Consider the following 17,811-nt stretch of genomic DNA (forward strand, 5'->3'; position numbering starts at 1 on the left):
GTCCCGCCCCGAGGAGCAGTGGTCATGACCGCACAGAGCGTCACCGTCCGGCCGTCGCCCGCGGCCGGGGAGCAGCTGCCCGACCGCGAGCTGGCCGAGGGTTTCGTCCGCGGCGACGAACGGTGCCTGAGCGCCGCCTACCGCCGGTGGGGCGGGCTCGTCCACACCCTGGCGGCCCGCACCCTCGGCGACTCCCGGGAGGCCGAGGACATCCGCCAGCAGGTCTTCCTGGCCGCCTGGGTGGGTCGCGCCGGATACCGGCCGGAGCGCGGCCCCTTCCCCGGCTGGCTGGTCGGAATCACCCGGCGGAAGATCGCCGACGCGCTCACGGCCCGGACTCGGCGGCTCGACCTGGTTGCCGCGGCCGGCGCCGCCCTGCCTCCCGCCGGCGAGCCGTCGGCCGGCCCCGAAACCGTCTTGGACCGGCTGCTCGTCACCGGCGAGCTGGCGAAACTGCCCCGCGCACAGCGGGAGGTCCTGGCCATGGCCTTCTACGCGGACCTCACCCAGGCCCAGATCGCCGAGCGCACCGGCCTGCCGCTCGGCACGGTCAAGAGCCACGCCCGCCGGGGACTGCACCGGATGCGCCACTGCCTCGGCGGCGGGACGGCCGGCGAACAAGATTCCCATCCGCGGGCCGTCCGGCACCGAAGTACCCGTGAAACGCCCGGCACCGGCCGTGCGGGGCAGCCGAGCGCGAGGGGTTGAGCGACGTGGACCGGCAGAGAATCGCTGTGGTGGGCGGGGGAGTGGCGGGACTGACGGCCGCCCATGTGCTGCAACGCGCTTACGACGTGGTGCTGTACGAGGCGGACGACCGCCTGGGCGGCCACGCCCACACCCATGAACTGCCCACCGGGGACGCGGGCACCGTCCACGTGGACAGCGGGTTCATCGTGCACAACGAGCGCACCTACCCGCACCTGCTGCGGCTCTTCCGCGAACTCGGCGTCACCACCCAGGAATCCGAGATGAGCATGTCCGTCCGGTGCGACGGCTGCGGACTGGAGTACGCGGGCGCCCGCGGCGCGGCCGGCCTGATCGGCGGCGGCAACCTGCTGCGCGGCCGCCACCTGCGCATGCTGGCCGACGTGCCGCGCTTCCACCGCGCCGCCCGGCGCCTGCTCGACTCCGAGGACGACGGGCAGACCCTGGGGGAGTTCCTCGACCGGCACCGCTTCTCCCCGTACTTCGTCGGCCACTTCGCCATCCCGCTCGTCGCGGCCGTGTGGTCCTGCGCCCCGGACACGGCCCTCCAGTACCCCGCCCGCTACCTCTTCCGCTTCCTAGCCCACCACGGGCTGCTGACCGTCAAGGGGTCCCCCACGTGGCGTACCGTCACGGGCGGTTCGGCGAGCTACGTGGCCCGGGTGGCCAAGAACCTCACCTCCGTCCGCACCGGCACCCCGGTCCGTGCCGTCACGCGCGCCGCCGACCACGCGCGCGTGCTCACCCCCGACGGCGACTCGACCCCGTACGCGGCCGTGGTCATCGCCGTCCACCCCGACCAGGCACTGCGACTGCTGGCCGATCCGACCGAGGACGAGGTCCGGATCCTCGGATCGTTCACCTACTCCCGCAACCCCACCGTGCTGCACCGCGACGCCTCGCTGCTGCCGCGCTCACCGCACGCCCGCGCCTCGTGGAACTACTGGCTCCCGTCCTGCTCGTCCCGGCCCGAGAGCGTCCAGGTCAGCTACGACATGAACCGGCTCCAGCGGCTGCCGACCGCCGAGCCGCACATCGTCACCCTCAACGCCCGCGGCCGCGTCGACCCCTTCGACGTGATCGCCCGCATGGTGTACGAACACCCCGTCTACACACCGCGGTCCGTCGCCGCGCAGCAGGAACTGCCCCGGCTCAACACGTCCGTGACCGCCTTCGCCGGCGCCTACCACGGCTGGGGCTTCCACGAGGACGGCTGCCGCTCCGGCGTCGCCGCCGCCGAGGCCCTGGGGGTGCACTGGTGAACGACACCCCCGCGGGGCCGGCCCTGCCCCGTGTACCGGCCCTGTACGAGTGCACGGTGGCCCACGCCCGCACCTCGCCGGTCCGCCACGCCTTCCGCCAGCGCACCTACCTGTGGCTCATCGACATCGACGACCCTCCGCGCATACCCCGGGCGCTGCGCCCGCTGGCCCGGTTCGACCCCCGCGACCACTTCGGAGGCCGGGCACCCACCCTGCGCGCGGGCCTGCAGGCCCAGCTGTCCGCCCACGGCGTGGAGAACGCGGACGGACGGGTCCTGATGCTCGCCCACGCCCGGGTTCTCGGGCACGTCTTCAACCCGCTGACCCTCTACTGGTGCCACGACCGCGCCGGTACCCCGGTCTGTGTCGTCGCCGAGGTCCACAACACCTACGGAGAGCGCCACTGCTACCTGCTGCGCCCCGGCACCGACGGACTGGCGGACGTCCCCAAGGACTTCTACGTCTCGCCCTTCTTCGCGGTCGAGGGCTTCTACCGGATGCGGCTGCCCGTCCCCGGCGACCGCCTCGACCTGACCGTGCAGCTGTGCCTCGACGACGGGACCCGCCCCTTCACCGCGACCGTACGGGGCCGCCACCGTCCGGCCGCCGCCCGCGCCCTGCTCGGCGCCGCCCTGCGTCACCCCTGGTCCACCGCCCGGGTCTCCGCGGGCATCCGGTTCCACGGCGTCCGCCTCTACCTCCGCGGACTCCCGGTCCGCCCCCGTCCCCTCCACCCCCCGCAGGAAGGCACCCTGTGACCGTCTCGTCCCCCCCGGCCCGCGAGGACCTGCTCGCACCCGTCGACCCGGCCCGCTGGCCCGACGTGGCCCGGCCGCCCCGCGCCTCGGCGCTGCGTACCGCCGTCGCCGAGCGGATCATCGGCCGCGCGCTGGCCCGGCTCCCGCTGCGGGTACGGCACGGGAGCGGGGAGCGGCCCGTGCACGGGGTGCCCCGGCAGGCCGGAGCGCTGCCCACCCTGATCCTCCACGACCCCGAGTCCTTCCACCGCCGCATCGGCGCGGACGGCCTGATCGGCTTCGGGGAGTCGTACATGGCCGGGGAATGGGACAGCGACGACCTGGTCGGCGCCCTGACCGTACTCGCCGCCCACGTCGACGACCTGGTACCGGCGCCGCTGCGCCGGCTGCGCGACGCGTGGGTGCACAGGCGACCCGAGCAGCAGCGCAACACCCCCGAGGGCGCCCGCGAGAACATCCACCGCCACTACGATCTGTCCAACGAGCTCTTCACGCTCTTCCTGGACCGGAGCATGAGCTACTCCTCGGCGGTCTTCGCCGCCTTCCCCGCCTCGCCGGCGACCTTCACCGCCGCCCAGCACCGCAAGATCGACCGGCTCCTCGACCTCGCGGACGTCGGACCGGGCACCCGGCTGCTGGAGATCGGCACCGGCTGGGGCGAGCTGGCGATCCGGGCCGCCTCCCGGGGCGCCCGGGTGCTGACCGTCACGCTCTCCGCCGAGCAGCGCGACCTGGCCCGGGAGCGCATCGCGGCGGCCGGCCTCGGCGACCGCGTCACCGTCGAACTGCGCGACTACCGGCAGGTCGAGGGCTCCTTCGACGCCGTCGTCAGCGTGGAGATGATCGAAGCGGTCGGCGCCGAGTACTGGTCCGTCTACTTCGCCGCGCTGCGCCGGCTCCTCGCACCCGGTGGCCGCATCGCCCTCCAGGCCATCACCATGCCGCACGAGCGGATGCTCCTTACCGCCCGCACCCACACCTGGATCAGCAAGTACGTCTTCCCCGGCGGGCTCATCCCCTCCCGCGAGGCGATCGCCCGCGAGAGCGCCGCCGCCGGACTGCGCACCGAGTCGGACACCGGCTTCGGCGACCACTACGCGGAAACGCTGCGGCTGTGGCGCGAGGAGTTCGACCGCCGGTCCGACTCGGTCGAGTCCCTCGGCTTCGACCGCACCTTCCGGCGCATGTGGGAGCTCTACCTCGGCTACTCCGAGGCCGGATTCCGCTCGCACTACCTGGACGTACGCCAACTGCTGCTCACCGCCGACCACGAGCCGCGGGAGCCCCGATGACCCTCGACGGGAGTGCGCTGTCCCTCAACCTGGCCGTCGCGGCCGGCGCCGCGCTCGCCGTCATGCTGGTCACCTTCGCCGTCGCCGCGGTCCGGGGCCTGCACCGGATCGTCGACATCGCCTGGGGCGTCGCCTTCGCCGCGGTGGCGCTCACCAGCTGGCTGCTCTCGGCGGGGTACGGCGACGACGGCCGGCGGCTCGCGGTCGCCGCCGCGACGGTCGTGTGGGGGCTGCGCCTCGCCCTCCACATCGCCGCCCGCGGCCGGGGCCACGGCGAGGACCCGCGCTACGCCCGCATGCTCGCCCGGGCGCCCGGCAGCCCCCGGCTCTACGCCCTGCGCAAGGTCTACCTCCTCCAGGGCGCGTTGGTCTGGCTCGTCTCCCTGCCTGTGCAGGTCGCCTCGTACGTGTCCGTGCCGCTCGGGCCGCTCGCCGCGGCGGGCCTGCTGCTGTGGGCCACCGGACTGCTCTTCGAGGCGGTCGGCGACCTCCAGCTCGCCCGCTTCAGGGAACGCCCCGAGCACCGGGGCACGATCATGGACCGCGGTCTGTGGAGCTGGACGCGGCACCCCAACTACTTCGGTGACTTCCTCGTCTGGTGGGGTCTGTACCTGCTGGCCTGCGCCACCTGGCAGACTGCGGCACTCACGCTGGTCTCACCGCTGGTGATGAGCGCGCTGCTGATCTGGGGCAGCGGCAAGAGACTGTTGGAGGCCCACATGGCGGACCGTCCCGGGTACGCCGCCTACGCGGCCCGCACCAGCGGGTTCTTCCCGCGCCCACCGCGCCGTACGCCCGGGGAGGCGCGGTGACGGCCGGCACGGAGCGCGGCGCGGCGAGAGCCGGCGAGGGCCCGGAGCTGGTGGTCCGTACGGCCCCGGAGATACCCACCGCCGCGGTCCTGCTGCTGCACGGGGGCCGCGAGGACGGGCCGGAGCCGCCTCCCCGGCTGAACCTGCCCGCACTGCGGATGCGTCCCTTCGCGGCCGCCGTCGCCCGCGCCACCCGAGGACGCGGCGTCCTGGTGGCCGAGGTGCGCTACCGCCATCGCGGGTGGAACGGCCCCCGCTGCGACGCGGCGCGCGACGCGGAGGCCGCGCTCGACCGGCTGCGCGGGATCGCCGGGGACGTGCCGGTGGTCCTCGTCGGCCACTCGATGGGCGGCCGGGCCGCGCTGCGTGCCGCTGGCGCACCCCTCGTCCACGGCGTGGTGGCACTGGCCCCCTGGTGTCCGCCGGACGAGCCGGTGGGCCACCTCGCGGGCCGCAGGCTCTACCTGCTGCACGACGAGCAGGACCGGGTCACCTCGGCCGCCGGATCCTGGGAGTTCGTCCGCCGCTCCCGGCTCGCGGGCGCCGACGCCACCGCCATCCCGATGCCCACGGGCGGCCACGCGATGCTCCGGGGCGCGGGCGCCTGGCACCGGCGCACCGCGGCACTCGTCACCGGCCTGGTCACGCGGGACTGACCGCCCGACGGCTGCGTCGCGGTCCGGCGTCGCGGTCGCCTCCCGGGCGGCGACGGCCGCGGCAGGACACCGACACCTTTCCGGCCGACCTGTGGTGCTACGTCGGCCAAGCCGCGACCAGGCCGATACGCGCCTATTTGACGTGCACCTGCTAGGGCAAAATGGCAGATGTCACGGGCAAAACGGTGCGGGAAGGTGTGGTCTTGGCGTTGCTGTCCTTACCGGTACGGCGCATACGGGCACTACGGGGGACGAGCGGGGTCGGATCGGGCCTGCAACGCGCCCAGTCCTTCATGGTCGTGGCCACCCTGCTGTACCGGGCGAGCCATCTGACGGTGGGCGCCCTCGCCGTCGCCCAACGCCGCTCGGAACTCCCCCTCCAATACGCGGGATTCGCGGTGGCCCTGGGGCTGAGCGCACTGACCTACGGCACCGCCCTGCGGCGCGGCTGGTTCGACCGGCGGCACATCTGGGCGGACGCCCTGGTCATCGGCTGCGTGCTTCCCCTGGCCCTCTGCGCCTGGGGCGGCGTGCGCGAACCGCCCGCGATCGCCTGGGCCATGCTGCTCGGAGGGTCGGCGAGCGCCGTCGCCGCCATCTCCCTCGAACGACTCCACGCCCTCACCGTCATCGCCCTGCTCCTGGTCACGCACTTCATCGGCTACCAGGCGGTCGGCGCGAGCCCCGCCGTGATTCTCGGCCATCTCAACTCCATCGTCTCCTCCGCCGTGATGACCTGGCTGTTCCGGTGGTACCTGCTCCGCCAGGGCCGCCTCCTCGACGAGGCCAACGCCCGCGCCGTCGCCGCCGAGGCCCACAAGGCGCGCTACGCCGAGCGGCTGGAACACCACCGCGCGCTGCACGACACCGTCCTCGCCACCCTGACCACCCTGGCGTCGGGGGCCGTCGACGCCAACGCCCCCGAGGTGCGCCGGCGCTGCGCGCGCGAAGCCGCGTACCTGCGCAGACTGATCCAGCAGACCGCCGCAGAGGTCCACCACCGGGAGATCGGCGCGGCCCTGGAGGACGCGGTCGGCTCCGTCGAGAGCCTCCAACTGCGCGTCACCGCCCAGTACCACGACCTGCCGCAGGTGCCGCCCGAGGTCGCCGCCGCGCTCGGCGACGCCGTACGCGAGGCCCTGAACAACGTACGGCGCCACGCGGGCACCGGACACGCCTACCTCACCGCCACCAGGGACCCGGACGCACGCGGCGGCGCCCTCGTCACCGTGGTCGACCGGGGGCCCGGCTTCGACCCCGAGCGGTGCGTGCCCGGCCTCGGCCTGCGCGGCTCGGTCCACGGCCGGATGGCGGAGGTGGGAGGCCGGGCGACCGTGGACACCGCTCCCGGCGAGGGCGTACGGGTGGAGCTGAGATGGCCCGGGTGATCACCGTCTCGGTGGTCGACGACGACCGGATGCTCCTCGACGGACTGCGGACCTGGCTGGCCGGCGTGCCGGAACTGCGGCTGGTGGCGACCGCGGCCACCGTCGGGGAACTCCTCGGCGCACCGGAAGCCCAACTCCCCTACGGCTTCGGCCGGGCCGGGTACGCCCCTCCCGACATCGTCCTCCTCGACCTCGTCCTGCGCGACGGCTCCGCCCCCACCGACAACATCCGCCGCCTGCTGCGCACCGGGAGCCGCGTCCTGATGATCAGCACCGTGCCGGACCGCTCCCGGATCATCGAGGCCGTCCGGGCCGGCGCCGACGGCTACCTGACCAAGGACCACGACCTGCCGACCCTGGTCGCCGCCATCAAGGACCTGGCATCGGGCCGCGGTGCCCTCTCCACGGAGCTCGCCTTCGCCTGCGCCCACGACGACAGCCCCGCCCGCCCCCGGCTCTCGCCCCGGGAACGGCAGATCCTGCTCGACTACGCCTCCGGACTCACCCTGAAGTCCGCCGCCCGGCGCGCCGGCATCACGGTCCACACCGCCAAGGACTACCTGGACCGGGTCAAGGCCAAGTACCAGCAGGCGGGCCGCCCCACCCACACCAAGCTCGATCTGGCCAGGCGAGTACGGGAGGACAGTCTCGACGCGGGCTGACCCCCCGCACAAGCCCCCCAAACGGACGGCTACAAGGGGCACGCGCACCGCGCCTACTGTCACCCCCGGCGGCGCCTCGGACGGCCCGCCGGAAAGGGGACGAGCCGGTGTCCATTTTCTGGCCGGCGCTGCCGGAGGACTGTACTGCCGCGGGTCCGAACGGCAGTCCGCACCCCAGACGGGGCGAACTCATCGGGCGCGGACCGGAGATGGGGCAGATCATGATCGCGCTGGCCGCCGCCCGGTCCGGCCGCGGCGCCGCGCTCTTCGTCACCGGCGAGCCCGGGGTCGGCAAGACCCGGCTCGCCGCCGAGGCCCTCGCCATGGCCGCCGAGACGGGCATGGTCACGGTACGGGGCCGGGCCAGCGCGGTCGGCCCGCCCGTCCCCTACCGGCCACTGGTCGAGGCCCTGCTCCTGCTCTCCCGCGCCGGCCTGCTGCCCGAGCCGGACGAACTCGGCCGCTACGGACCGGTCCTGGCCCGGCTGCTCGGCGGCGCCCGGGCCGCCGACGCCGACGCGGCCTCGCACCTCATGGTCGCCGAGACGATGCTGCGCCTGCTCGACGTCGTCGGGGAACACCGCGGCTGCCTGCTCGTCCTCGACGACCTGCACGACGCCGACCCCGGAACCCTGGCGGTCGTCGAGTACCTCCTCGACAACCTCGCGCAGCAACCGGCCGTCCTGCTCCTCGTCACCGGGCGTGCACCCTGCGAGGCGGCCGAGCTGACCACCCGGGCCCGCTTGCGCGGAGCCGCCGCCGTGCTCGAACTCGGCCCCCTCAGCCGCCCCGACGTGCACCTGCTCATCGCCGCCGAACTGCGCGTCCCCCCGGCCGAGGTCTGCCCCGACCTGGTCCACCGGGCGGTGGACGGCTGTGCCGGAATCCCCTTCGTCGTCAAGGAACTCGTGCACGACCTCGGCGGCCGCCCCGCCCACCACGGGTCGCGGCCCCCCTCCGTACCGCCCACCGTCGCGGACGACGTCCGACGCCGCACCGAGCGGCTCGGCCCGCTCGGTGTGGAACTGCTGGGCATGGCAGCCCTGTTCGGGCCCCGCTTCCCGCTGCCCGTGCTGGAGCGCGCGATCGGCCGTGACCACGCCGAGCTGTCCGCGGTGCTCCGGGCCGCGGTCGCCTCGTACCTGATCACGCCGGAGGGGCCCGGTACGCAGTGGTACGCCTTCCGCCACCGGCTGGCGGCCGAAGCCCTGCTGGACGATCTCGGACCGGGGGAGCGGGCCGGGTACCTGCGGCGGGCGGCGCGCGCGCTCACCGACCTCCACCCCGCACTGCCCGGAGCCTGGTGCGAGCACGCCGCCCTGCTGCACGAGCACGCCGGCGACACCCCGGAGGCCATCCGCCTGTACTGCGAGGCGGCCGGGCGCGCAACCGGCGAGGGCACCGCGGACCGGGCGGTGGAACTGCTCACCCGGGCCCACCTGCTCGTCGAACCCGGCACCGCGCCCGAACTGCACGCCACGGTGCTGGAGCGGCTGCTCGACGCCGTCGCCCGCTCGGCGCGGTTCGACCGGCTGCCCGCGCCCGCCGCCCTCCTGGACACCCTCGGCGGCGACGGCGGCGAACATGACATCCCCGCCCAACGGAGGGCCGCACTGCACGCCCGGCTGAGCGACATCGCCACCCTGACGGGCCGCCCCGCGGAAGCCCTGTGGCACCTCGACATCGCCCGCTCGCTGCTCGGCAGCCACCCCGCCGACCAGTACGCCACCCTCGTGGACCTCTGCGCCGTGCAGGTGGAACTCAGCCGGCTCGCCCCCGACCGGCTGCGCACCGCCACCCGCTACGCCCACCGGGCACTGGAGGCCGCCCAGCGCGTCGACCTGCCCGACGCGGCGTGCCGGGCGCTGCTGCTGCTCGGCCGGCTGGCCGCGGAAGAGGACGAGCCGACGGCCGCGGCCCACTTCCGGCGGGCCCGCGCCATCGCCCTCGCACGCCGGCTCCCCGTACCGCGGATGGCCGCCGACGTCCACCTGGCCATGGTGGCGGCGAGCCACGACGGCCACCCCACCCGGATCGAACAGGCCCGGCAGGAGGCCCTGCGCATGGGCCTGCTGCCGCTGGCCCACGAGACGGGCTTCGTCCTCGCACTGGACCGCATCCAGCACGGCCGGTTCGACGAGGCCCGCGACCGGATCCGCGAGGCCGCGGCCGACGCCTCACGGCTGGGCCTCGGCCGCCCACTGGCCATGCTGAGGCTCGCCGACGCCGTACGGTACGCGCACCAGGGCCGCCGCGCCGAGATGCGCGGGGCGCTGGAGCGACTGGCCCCGCTGCTGGACGCCGCGCCGGGCGTGCGCGCGATGTCGTACGGGCTGGCCCGGGCCATCTGCTCGCTGCTGGAGGAGCGGCACGAGGCGGCCGGGCAGGAGTTCGCGCAGGCACTCGCCTACGACGCGGAGAACCCCGCGATCGGCGGGTTCGGCAAGCACGGCATCATCCTGCTGCTCGGCGTGCTCGACGGACGCATGGGGCGGCGCCACCACACCGAGGTCGCGCGGGCGAGCGCAAGCGGGACCCGCTGGAACCACCAGTTCACCGGCCTCGCGGACGCCGTGCTGCTCGGCCGCGAGGGCCGCCCGGACGAGGCGACGGCCGCCGCGGGCAAGGCACTGGAGGCGGCCGGACTCTTCCCGGTGGCACGCCGGCTGTCCCTGCGCCTGATCGCGCAGTCGGCGTACGAGGACGGCTGGGGCACACCCGTCGAATGGCTGCGCGAGGCGGAGGAGTACTTCCACGACGCAGGCCTCCAGGCGGTCGCCGGAGCCAGCCGGGCCCTGCTGCGCGGCATGGGCGCGTCGGTCCGGCAACGCCGTACGGGCACCGAGCGGGTCCCGCCGGACCTGCGCCGGTGCGGGATCACCGTCCGGGAGTTCGAGGTGGCCCGGCTGGTCGCCGAACGGATCAGCAACAAGGACATCGCCGGCCGGCTGCACATCTCGCTGCGCACCGTCGAGAAGCACGTGGCGAACCTCCTGCAGAAGACCGGCCACCCGAACCGGACGGCCTTCGCCACCGCCGCCCGCGACCTGGTCGCATGACGGCCGGCCCGGCCGGCGGGGCACCCCTACGAGAGACGGGCCAGCGGGTGCCGGGCCGCCAGGGTCACCACCCGGTCGAAGCGGCCGTCGAGGTCCTCGTCCCCGTGGTGCACCACCAGCAGGGCGCGCCCCGCGGTCCGCTCGCGCAGCAGCCCGAACACCAGCTCCCTGCCGCGGTCGTCGAGGTTCGCGAAGGGCTCGTCGGCGAGGTAGGCGTCGGCGTCCTCGCACAGGAGGGCAGCCACTGCGACGCGCTGGCGCTGGCCGGAGGACAGCTCCGAGGGCAGCTGGCCGGACTGCGCCGCCAGGCCCAGCACCGCGCGCAGCCCCTCGTCGGGGACGAGGTCGCGCACCAGCAGCGGAGGCAGGTCCACCGGGGCGGTCAGGCTCGCCACCCGGGGCGGCAGGGTGACCGAGCCGGCGTCGGGGGCGAGCGTCCCGGAGATGATGTGCAGCAGGGTCGTCTTCCCGCAGCCGTTGGGGCCGCGCAGCAACACGTGCTCGCCGGCGCGCAGCTCGAACGCCTCGATCGACACCCCGGCCACATCGCTCCCACCGGACCCGGTCTCCGCCCCGGCCGGCCCGGTCGCCCCGCCGTACACGACGCGGGCCCCGTGGACCCGTACCAGGGCCCCTTCGTCGTGGTAGGGGGTCTCCCGGGACTTCCGCAGGGACTCGATCCGTTCGAGGACGGCGGTGCTCCGGCGGGCCTGCGGAATCATGTTGATGAGGTCGAACATCCCGTTCACCGCCCGCCACAGCGAGTTGACGAAGGCGAGGAAACTGCCGAAGGACATCCGGCCCGAGAAGACGAAGAAGGCCCCGACGATCATCGAAGCGGTGTCCGACAGGTTCATCACCAGGTCGCTGAGGGTCCGCTGGCGCTGTGCCAGCCGGAAGTTGACGAAGGTGAGGCCGAGGAAGGCGCTCAGGGCGTCCCGGTTCGCGGCGCGGGTGCCCGGCAGCAGCGACGGCAGACCGCGCAGGGCGGAGAACGCCTCCAGCGTGCGGGTCAGCGTGTTGACGTACCGGGCCTCCGCCTCGCGTTCGGGGCCGGTGTTCGCCTCGATCCGCCTGCCGAGCCGGTTGCTGACGAACACCAGCGGCGGCACGATCACCAGCAGGATCAGGCTCGCCTGCCAGGACAGGTACAGCAGCACCCCGAGGAAGACGGCCGAGGTGACCGCCTGCCGCGCGATGCGCAGGGCCACGTCGACGGCCGGCAGGACCCCCTGCGCGACGTCGTTGTGGATGCGGCTGACGAAGGAGGCGTTGCCCTCCCGCGACACCTTCCGGCCGTCCAGGCCGAGCGCGCGGCCCAGCAGCTCCGTCTCCAGCACCAGTGTGAACGCGTTCTCGAACCGCTTGCGCCGGCACGCGATCCAGTACCCCGTCGTGTTGAGGGTCAGCCCGAGGGCGAGGTAGGTGAGGCCGAGGACCAGGAAGCGCCGCAGGTCCGCGGTCAGGATCGCCTCGTCGAACAGGGCCTTCAGCAGCAGCGGGTGCAGCAGGGCCTCCAGCCCGCTCGTGGTGACCTCGGCGGCGAGGATCACCACGAACGGGAGCCGGTGCCCCCGCAGCGTGCGCCAGAGCTGCCTCACCGCCCGACCTCGTCCAGCAGGAAGTCGGCCGGACCGCCCCGGTTCACCCGGTGGAGCACCCGCAGCACGCCCGCCGAGCCGGTCAGGTAGTCGGTGGAGCAGCGCAGCAGTCCGTCACCGGGGAGGGCCAGCAGGGGCGGCCGGTCGTCGGTGCGCGGCAGCCCGAAGCGTTCGGCGGGCTCGAAGAGGAAGACCCTCCGGACGAAGTCGAGCTGGCGCAGCGCCGTATCGCGGTACGACCGGTGGCCGGTGAACCGTGCCGCGTCCAGCAGCGCGTCGGCGACCCCGGCCATGCCGAAGGCGTACCCCGGCATCACCGAGTACCGGACGTCCAGCCCGCGCAGGACGGTGCGGGCCGCGTCCAGGTCCCCGTAGCGCAGCAGCACCTTCAGCACGCCCGCGGAACCGACCTCGACGTACGGCTCCATGGTTCCCTCGTGCTCGAACATGACCGGGCCGCCGTCGTCGTCGATCGGCCGGGCGTGGGCCATCTCCCAGGCGAGGGCCTCCCGACCGAGCCGCAGGTACCGGGCCTCTCCCGTCACCTGGTGCATGCGCAGCAGGAACATCGCGACACCGGCCTGCCCGAAGCCCAGCCCGGTCAGCGGCCCCTTCGTGGAGAATTCGTTCAGCCAGTGGGCGCGCCCGCCGTCGCGCTGCACCGTCTCGCACAGGGCCTGCGCGCACTCCTGCGCCGCGGCGAGGTCGCGGGGGTCGTGGCTGCGCAGGAAGAAGCGCAGGTTCGTCATGCCGACCCCGGAGAGGCCGTAGTAGAAGGTGTGGTCGCCCTTCTCCACCGCGCGCCGGTTGGCCTGCGCCAGCAGCTCCCGCGCCTGGATGCCGAGCCCGAGGGTGTCGGCCGCCCAGGCGATGCCGGACAGGCCGTTCATCAGGCCGTCCGGGTACCGGGCCGGATCGATGCCCGCCAGCTTGCGGCTCAGCCAGGCGCGCCATTCGGGCCGGACCGGGATACCGCTCGCATTCAGGGCCCACAGCACCCCGGTGGCCCCGAAGCCCAGGCTCAGCGGGTTGGTGACGTGGGCGAAGGGGTCCACGGGGAAGAGGGTGGCGCGGCCGGTGTCGGCGGTGGCCAGGACGAACGAGCCCACTGCCGCCTCCGCCTCCGCCAGGGCGAGGCGTTCCTCGACGACGGGGCGCTCGGGCGCGGTCTCGACCCGGTCGAGCAGGTCGGCCTCGTCCTCCAGGGCCTTCAGTACGCCGTCGAGGTCGATCCGGTCTCGGGCCAGGTCGGTGATCAGCTCGTGGACCCGCGCCGGCCAGCCGAGTCCCTCGGTGATGAAGATGCGGTACAGGTCGAGGACGTCCTCGCGCAGGTACGACATGGCGGCGATCGGGAAGACGAAGTACGCCATGGTGGAGGCGAGGGCGTACCGGTCGCCCTCCGGCCCGTACGCCTTGAAGCGGTTGCGGGAGAGGCTGAAGCCCGGGGTGTAGAGCTCGACCGGCTTCTCCAGCGCGGCTTCGGCCCCCTCGCCGGGGCTCCTGCCGCCGCTCCGCCCGCTCTCGCCGGCGGACCCGGCCAGCCGGCAGGCCTCCAGGTCGACGATGGTCACCTCGTGGGTGTCCGGGTCGATGAGCAGGTTCGCGGCGGTGAAGTCGGCCAGGATCACGCCGCGTTCGTGGGCCGCCCGGATCGCGTGCGCCAGCCCGCGGAAGACGGCGAGGAAGATCCGCAGGTACTCCCGCGACTGCTCGATGTCGAACCCCGGTCGCGCGAGCGGATTGCGTTCGAGCAGCACGGAGCGCATGTCGGAGCTGTCGACGAACTCCTCGGCGATGTAGTGGTGTTCCCAGTGCCGGAACCGCGCGATCGGCGCCGGGTACGCACCGACGTCGGCCAGCCGGTTCAGGAACATCCACTCGCGGCCCAGGATGTCGACGGCGTCGTGGTCCTGACGGGGGTTGACGTTGGTGTGCGGGCGGGCCTCCTTGAGCACCACCGGGCGGTCGTCGTCCTCGGTGTCCTCGGCCGTGTACACGCCGCCGCTGTTGGAGAACTGGATCGCGCCGGTCACCCGGAAGCGGCCCCCGAGGAGGCCGTCGTCCCCCTCCTCCTCGCCGGCGGGCTGCCAGTCGTCGAACGGCCAGGGCACCCAGGAGGGCTGCGCATGGCCCGGGCGCCGGTCGTCGGGGACGGGTCCGTCCGGACCGAGGATCCGCGGCAGCCTGCGGCCGAGGACGTCGACGGCGTGGGTGTCGAGGAACTGGCCGTAGCGGAAGTAGAGGGCCTTGCTGTCCCGGTACCGCAGGTCCGACAGGACGTAGGCACCCTCGATGCCCTTCAGGAGCCGGGCCAGGTCGGCCAGGCACGTCCGGAACTCGTCGTCGTCGCGCGGGTAGACGGTGACGAGCTTGCCGCCGCTGCCCCGGGAGATGGCCTTGGAGTTGAGCATCTCGAAGACATTGAGGTCGAGAGCGATCTTGAAATCGATCTCGCGTTCCGTCAGGTGGCCGATCACCGAGGTGGCGACCTCGCGTACGTGGCGGTGGCTCGACGAGATGTGGATCTTCCAGCCCTGCGCCGGCAGGTTCTGGTTGTGCCGGTGGCTCCACCAGATGCCGCTGCGGACGAACCGGGCCCGCACCCGCTCGTCGAACGCGGCGAGGAAGTGGTCCGCGTTCGGTTCGTAGGAGACGTCGAGCGGGTCGAAGAACAGTGTGTCGTTCCACGCGAAGAGGAAGCGGTAGACCCAGCGTTCGTTGCGCATGTCAGCCTCTGTGATCGTCCGGGGGCCGCCGGCAGCAGCGGCTGCGGCAGCGGCCGTCGGGAACGGTGGGTCCGTGCGGGGGCGCGCCGAGCCCACGCACGGACCGCCGGGTCAGTTCGGGTCGTGCGGCTGGTGCGGGGACTTGCAGCAGTCGCTGCTGCTGCTCGTCAGGCTGACGGTGGCGGCGGCACTCTGCGTGGTGCGGGCCTCCATGTTCTGGAGCTTGAGGACGCTCATCCGGATCACCTCCTCGAAGGTCGAGTGCGCGGGTCGCGCGCTGTTGTCGATTCCTTGCCGGCCGATCGGCAGTTCCGACTCAACGCCATCCGCTCCACCCGCACATGGGCGGTGGCCCCGCATAATCTCCGCCCGCGCCCCCCACCGGAGGGCCGTCCCGCACCGGGCACAATGGTGGTGGTCCGCACGCTCCGGCCGGCGGCCGCGGTGTGGTAGCGACGGGCGTTGTCAGACCGGGTGGCTAGCCTCGGCGGTATGTCTGAGACCTCCGCGGGTGCGCCCGACGACGTGAACGCCCCGCTGCCCGACCAGCGGTGGACGGTGCAGTGGGCCGACGGGCCCGTGCCGGACCACCGGCGGCTGCGCTCCCTGGGCGGCCACACCGGTCCGGTCCGGTCGGTGGCCACGGCGATCGTCGACGGCAGACCGGTCGTGGTCTCGGGCAGCCGGGACAACACGGTGCGCGTCTGGGACCTGGCGACGGGCGAGCAGCTCCACGATCCGGTGACCGGCCGCACCGACCCGGTGTCCTCGGTGACGGCCGAGGTCCTGTCCGTGGCCACGGCGGAGGCCGACGGGAGGCCGGTGGCGCTCACCCTGCACGGCGACGACTCGGTCCTCGTGTGGGACCTCGCCACGGGCCGTGCGGCAGGGGAATTCGTCAGGCTGGTGGAGAGCACCGTCCTGGACGGGCGCCGGGTACTGCTCACCCTCGGGGCCGACGGGACCCTGGGTGCGTGGGACCTGCTCACGGGCGGCCGCGTCGGCGCCTTCCCGTCGGCGGCCGGCCTCGCGGTGCTGGAGGGCCGCCGTGTCGTCCTCACGGTCGACGACATCGACGTGGACCGGAAGGTACGGGTGTGGGACCTGGGCACCGGCGAGCAGCTGGCCCGGTCGCTGACGGTGGAGCGGACCGTCACCCTCGACGGGCGGGTGCTCGCCGCCACCGCCGGGGAGGCAGGGGAGGAGCGCCGGCTGTGGGACCTGGCCACGGGAGAGCCGGCCCCGACCCCCTCGGCCGCCGCGGCCCTGTCCGACGGGACGGAGGTCCCCGGAGTGACCACCGTGACGGTGGTGCACGGACGCGTCGTCGCCGTCGGGTCGGATGTCGAGGAGCCCGGGTTCATCGGCCCGCTGGCGCTGGCCCGCCAGAACGGCGCTCTGGTACGGCACCGGGCCCGGGAGACCGCGCTGCTGGACGGACGTACGGTCGCCCTCACCACCGACTCGGCCGCGGGCGGGACCCTGCGCATCTGGGACCTGACGGACGACCGGCAGCGCGTGAACGGCATGCGCGTGATGCGGAGCACCGGTGCGGGCGAGGCGGTCCCCGCCTTCCCGCCCGGTCAGGAGCAGGCCGCAGACCTGTGGCACCGCGTCTCCGGCCGAGGGACCGGCAACGGCAACGGCAACGTCAATGTCAGCGTCAACGGTCCCGTCGGCGGCGGCAGCGGCGATCGGATCGCCCTCACCGTGGAGCAGGACGGCACGGTGGCGGTACGGGACCGCGCCACCGGGAAGCCCGTCGGCCCGCCCCTGACCGGCCACACCGGCACGGTCCACGACGTGGCCACCACGGTGCTGGACGGCAGGCCGGTGGCCGTCACCGCGGGCGCCGACCACACGCTCCGGACCTGGGACCTCACCCATGTCCACGGCGACGGCCCGCCCCGCACCGGGCACACCGGAACGGTCTGCGCGATCACCACGGCCGTCCTCGACGGGAGTCCGGTGGCCGTCACAGCAGGCGCCGACCGCGCCGTGCGGGTCTGGGACCTGGCCACCGGGCAGCAGGTCACGGCCCCCGTGACGGGCCTGGAGGGCCAGGTGACCGCCATGGTCACGACGGTGGTCGACGGGCGGCTGCTGGTCGCCACCGCAGGTTCCGGCGACGCGCTGCACCTGCTGGATCCGGTGGGCGGGGGACACCCGCACGAGACAGTCACCACCCATCACGGCCGGGTGCTGGCCCTGGCCACCGCGGTCCTGGCCGGCCGGCCGGTCCTCGTCACCGCGGGTGCCGACCGCACCGTCGGCGTCTGGGACCCCGCCACTCGCCGGGCGGTCGGCGAGCCGCTCACCGGCCACTCCAGCCGGGTGACCGCCGTCGCGACCGCGGAGCTGGCGGGGCGGCCCGTCGCGGTCACCGGCAGCTGGGACAAGACCGTACGGGTGTGGGACCTCGGCACCGGCCGGCAGATCGGTGAACCCCTGACCGGCCACACCGACTGGGTGACCTCGGTGGCCACCGTGCTGGTGGACGGGCGGCCCGCCGCGGTCAGCCGGAGCCGGGACAAGACGGTGTGCCTGTGGGACCTGGCGGCCATGCGGCAGATCGGCGGGGTGCGGACCGGTCACGCGGATCCGAACGGGCCGATGGCCGTCACCGGCGGGGGCGCCGGGGCCGCCGGTGACGCCCGGCGGCCCGTGGTGGCCATCGGTCAGGGACAGACCGTGCGGAGCTGGGACCTGGTCACGGGGAGCGAAGCCGGGAACGAGTACGTGCTGCCGCTCGCCGTGGGTGCGCTGGCGGCCGCCCCGGGCGGCCGGCTCATGGCCGGCTTCGGCCCGGAGGTGGCGCTGCTGCGTCCGGCGGCAGGTTGACTCAATCGGACCGTACCCCTCCGGTCGGTCGGGAGAATCTCAG

13 protein-coding genes are annotated in these 17,811 nt (G+C 74.0%); 10 read left to right on the top strand and 3 right to left on the bottom strand.

What is annotated here, in order from left to right; genetic code table 11:
- The first annotated feature begins 24 nt into the window (after positions 1-24).
- The 9 genes from IE257_RS08260 to IE257_RS08300 all read left to right on the top strand — a co-directional run bounded on the left by IE257_RS08260 (position 25) and on the right by IE257_RS08300 (position 10,597).
- Positions 25-708 (top strand): sigma-70 family RNA polymerase sigma factor, encoded by a 684-nt coding sequence (locus tag IE257_RS08260; RefSeq protein WP_189966300.1) that lies wholly within the window; start codon positions 25-27, stop codon positions 706-708.
- A gap of 5 nt (positions 709-713) precedes the next feature.
- Positions 714-1,970, top strand: a complete 1,257-nt coding sequence (locus tag IE257_RS08265; protein ID WP_189966302.1) for an NAD(P)/FAD-dependent oxidoreductase — start codon at positions 714-716, stop codon at positions 1,968-1,970.
- The gene (locus IE257_RS08270) at positions 1,967-2,728 is read left to right on the top strand and encodes a DUF1365 domain-containing protein (RefSeq protein WP_229920210.1); all 762 of its coding nucleotides are present in this window, start codon (positions 1,967-1,969) and stop codon (positions 2,726-2,728) included. Before IE257_RS08265 ends, IE257_RS08270 begins: the two co-directional genes overlap by 4 nt.
- A complete protein-coding gene (locus IE257_RS08275; RefSeq protein WP_229920211.1) occupies positions 2,725-4,020 on the top strand; it encodes an SAM-dependent methyltransferase in 1,296 nt (431 codons plus the stop codon). The genes IE257_RS08270 and IE257_RS08275 overlap by 4 nt, the downstream gene beginning before the upstream one ends.
- Positions 4,017-4,832, top strand: a complete 816-nt coding sequence (locus IE257_RS08280; RefSeq protein WP_189966303.1) for a DUF1295 domain-containing protein — start codon at positions 4,017-4,019, stop codon at positions 4,830-4,832. Before IE257_RS08275 ends, IE257_RS08280 begins: the two co-directional genes overlap by 4 nt.
- Positions 4,829-5,488: an alpha/beta fold hydrolase gene (locus tag IE257_RS08285; protein WP_189966305.1), complete on the top strand. Its 660-nt coding sequence runs from the start codon at positions 4,829-4,831 to the stop codon at positions 5,486-5,488. Before IE257_RS08280 ends, IE257_RS08285 begins: the two co-directional genes overlap by 4 nt.
- Positions 5,489-5,691: 203 nt before the next feature.
- Positions 5,692-6,876, top strand: a complete 1,185-nt coding sequence (locus IE257_RS08290) for a sensor histidine kinase (protein WP_189966307.1) — start codon at positions 5,692-5,694, stop codon at positions 6,874-6,876.
- On the top strand, positions 6,864-7,538 hold the full coding sequence (locus IE257_RS08295; RefSeq protein ID WP_189966309.1) for a response regulator: 675 nt from the start codon (positions 6,864-6,866) through the stop codon (positions 7,536-7,538). Before IE257_RS08290 ends, IE257_RS08295 begins: the two co-directional genes overlap by 13 nt.
- Positions 7,539-7,645: 107 nt before the next feature.
- Complete coding sequence (locus IE257_RS08300; RefSeq protein WP_268251388.1) at positions 7,646-10,597, top strand: helix-turn-helix transcriptional regulator; 2,952 nt, start codon at positions 7,646-7,648, stop codon at positions 10,595-10,597.
- Positions 10,598-10,623: 26 nt separating this feature from the next.
- Here the strand turns inward: IE257_RS08300 and IE257_RS08305 are convergent, their stop codons facing one another.
- The 3 genes from IE257_RS08305 to IE257_RS08315 form a co-directional block, all read right to left on the bottom strand.
- On the bottom strand, positions 10,624-12,198 hold the full coding sequence (locus tag IE257_RS08305; protein ID WP_189966313.1) for an ATP-binding cassette domain-containing protein: 1,575 nt from the start codon (positions 12,196-12,198) through the stop codon (positions 10,624-10,626).
- Entirely contained in the window at positions 12,195-14,927 is a 2,733-nt protein-coding gene (gene lanKC / locus IE257_RS08310) for a class III lanthionine synthetase LanKC (RefSeq protein ID WP_189966315.1), read from the bottom strand. The genes IE257_RS08305 and lanKC overlap by 4 nt, the downstream gene beginning before the upstream one ends.
- 111 nt (positions 14,928-15,038) lie before the next feature.
- A complete protein-coding gene (locus tag IE257_RS08315) occupies positions 15,039-15,164 on the bottom strand; it encodes a class III lanthipeptide (RefSeq protein ID WP_189966317.1) in 126 nt (41 codons plus the stop codon).
- A gap of 255 nt (positions 15,165-15,419) precedes the next feature.
- Between IE257_RS08315 and IE257_RS08320 the strand changes: the two genes are divergently transcribed.
- Positions 15,420-17,768 (top strand): WD40 repeat domain-containing protein, encoded by a 2,349-nt coding sequence (locus tag IE257_RS08320; protein ID WP_189966319.1) that lies wholly within the window; start codon positions 15,420-15,422, stop codon positions 17,766-17,768.
- Positions 17,769-17,811 lie beyond the last annotated feature (43 nt).

This window comes from Streptomyces avidinii, from assembly GCF_014650695.1.
Lineage (GTDB): Bacteria > Actinomycetota > Actinomycetes > Streptomycetales > Streptomycetaceae > Streptomyces > Streptomyces avidinii.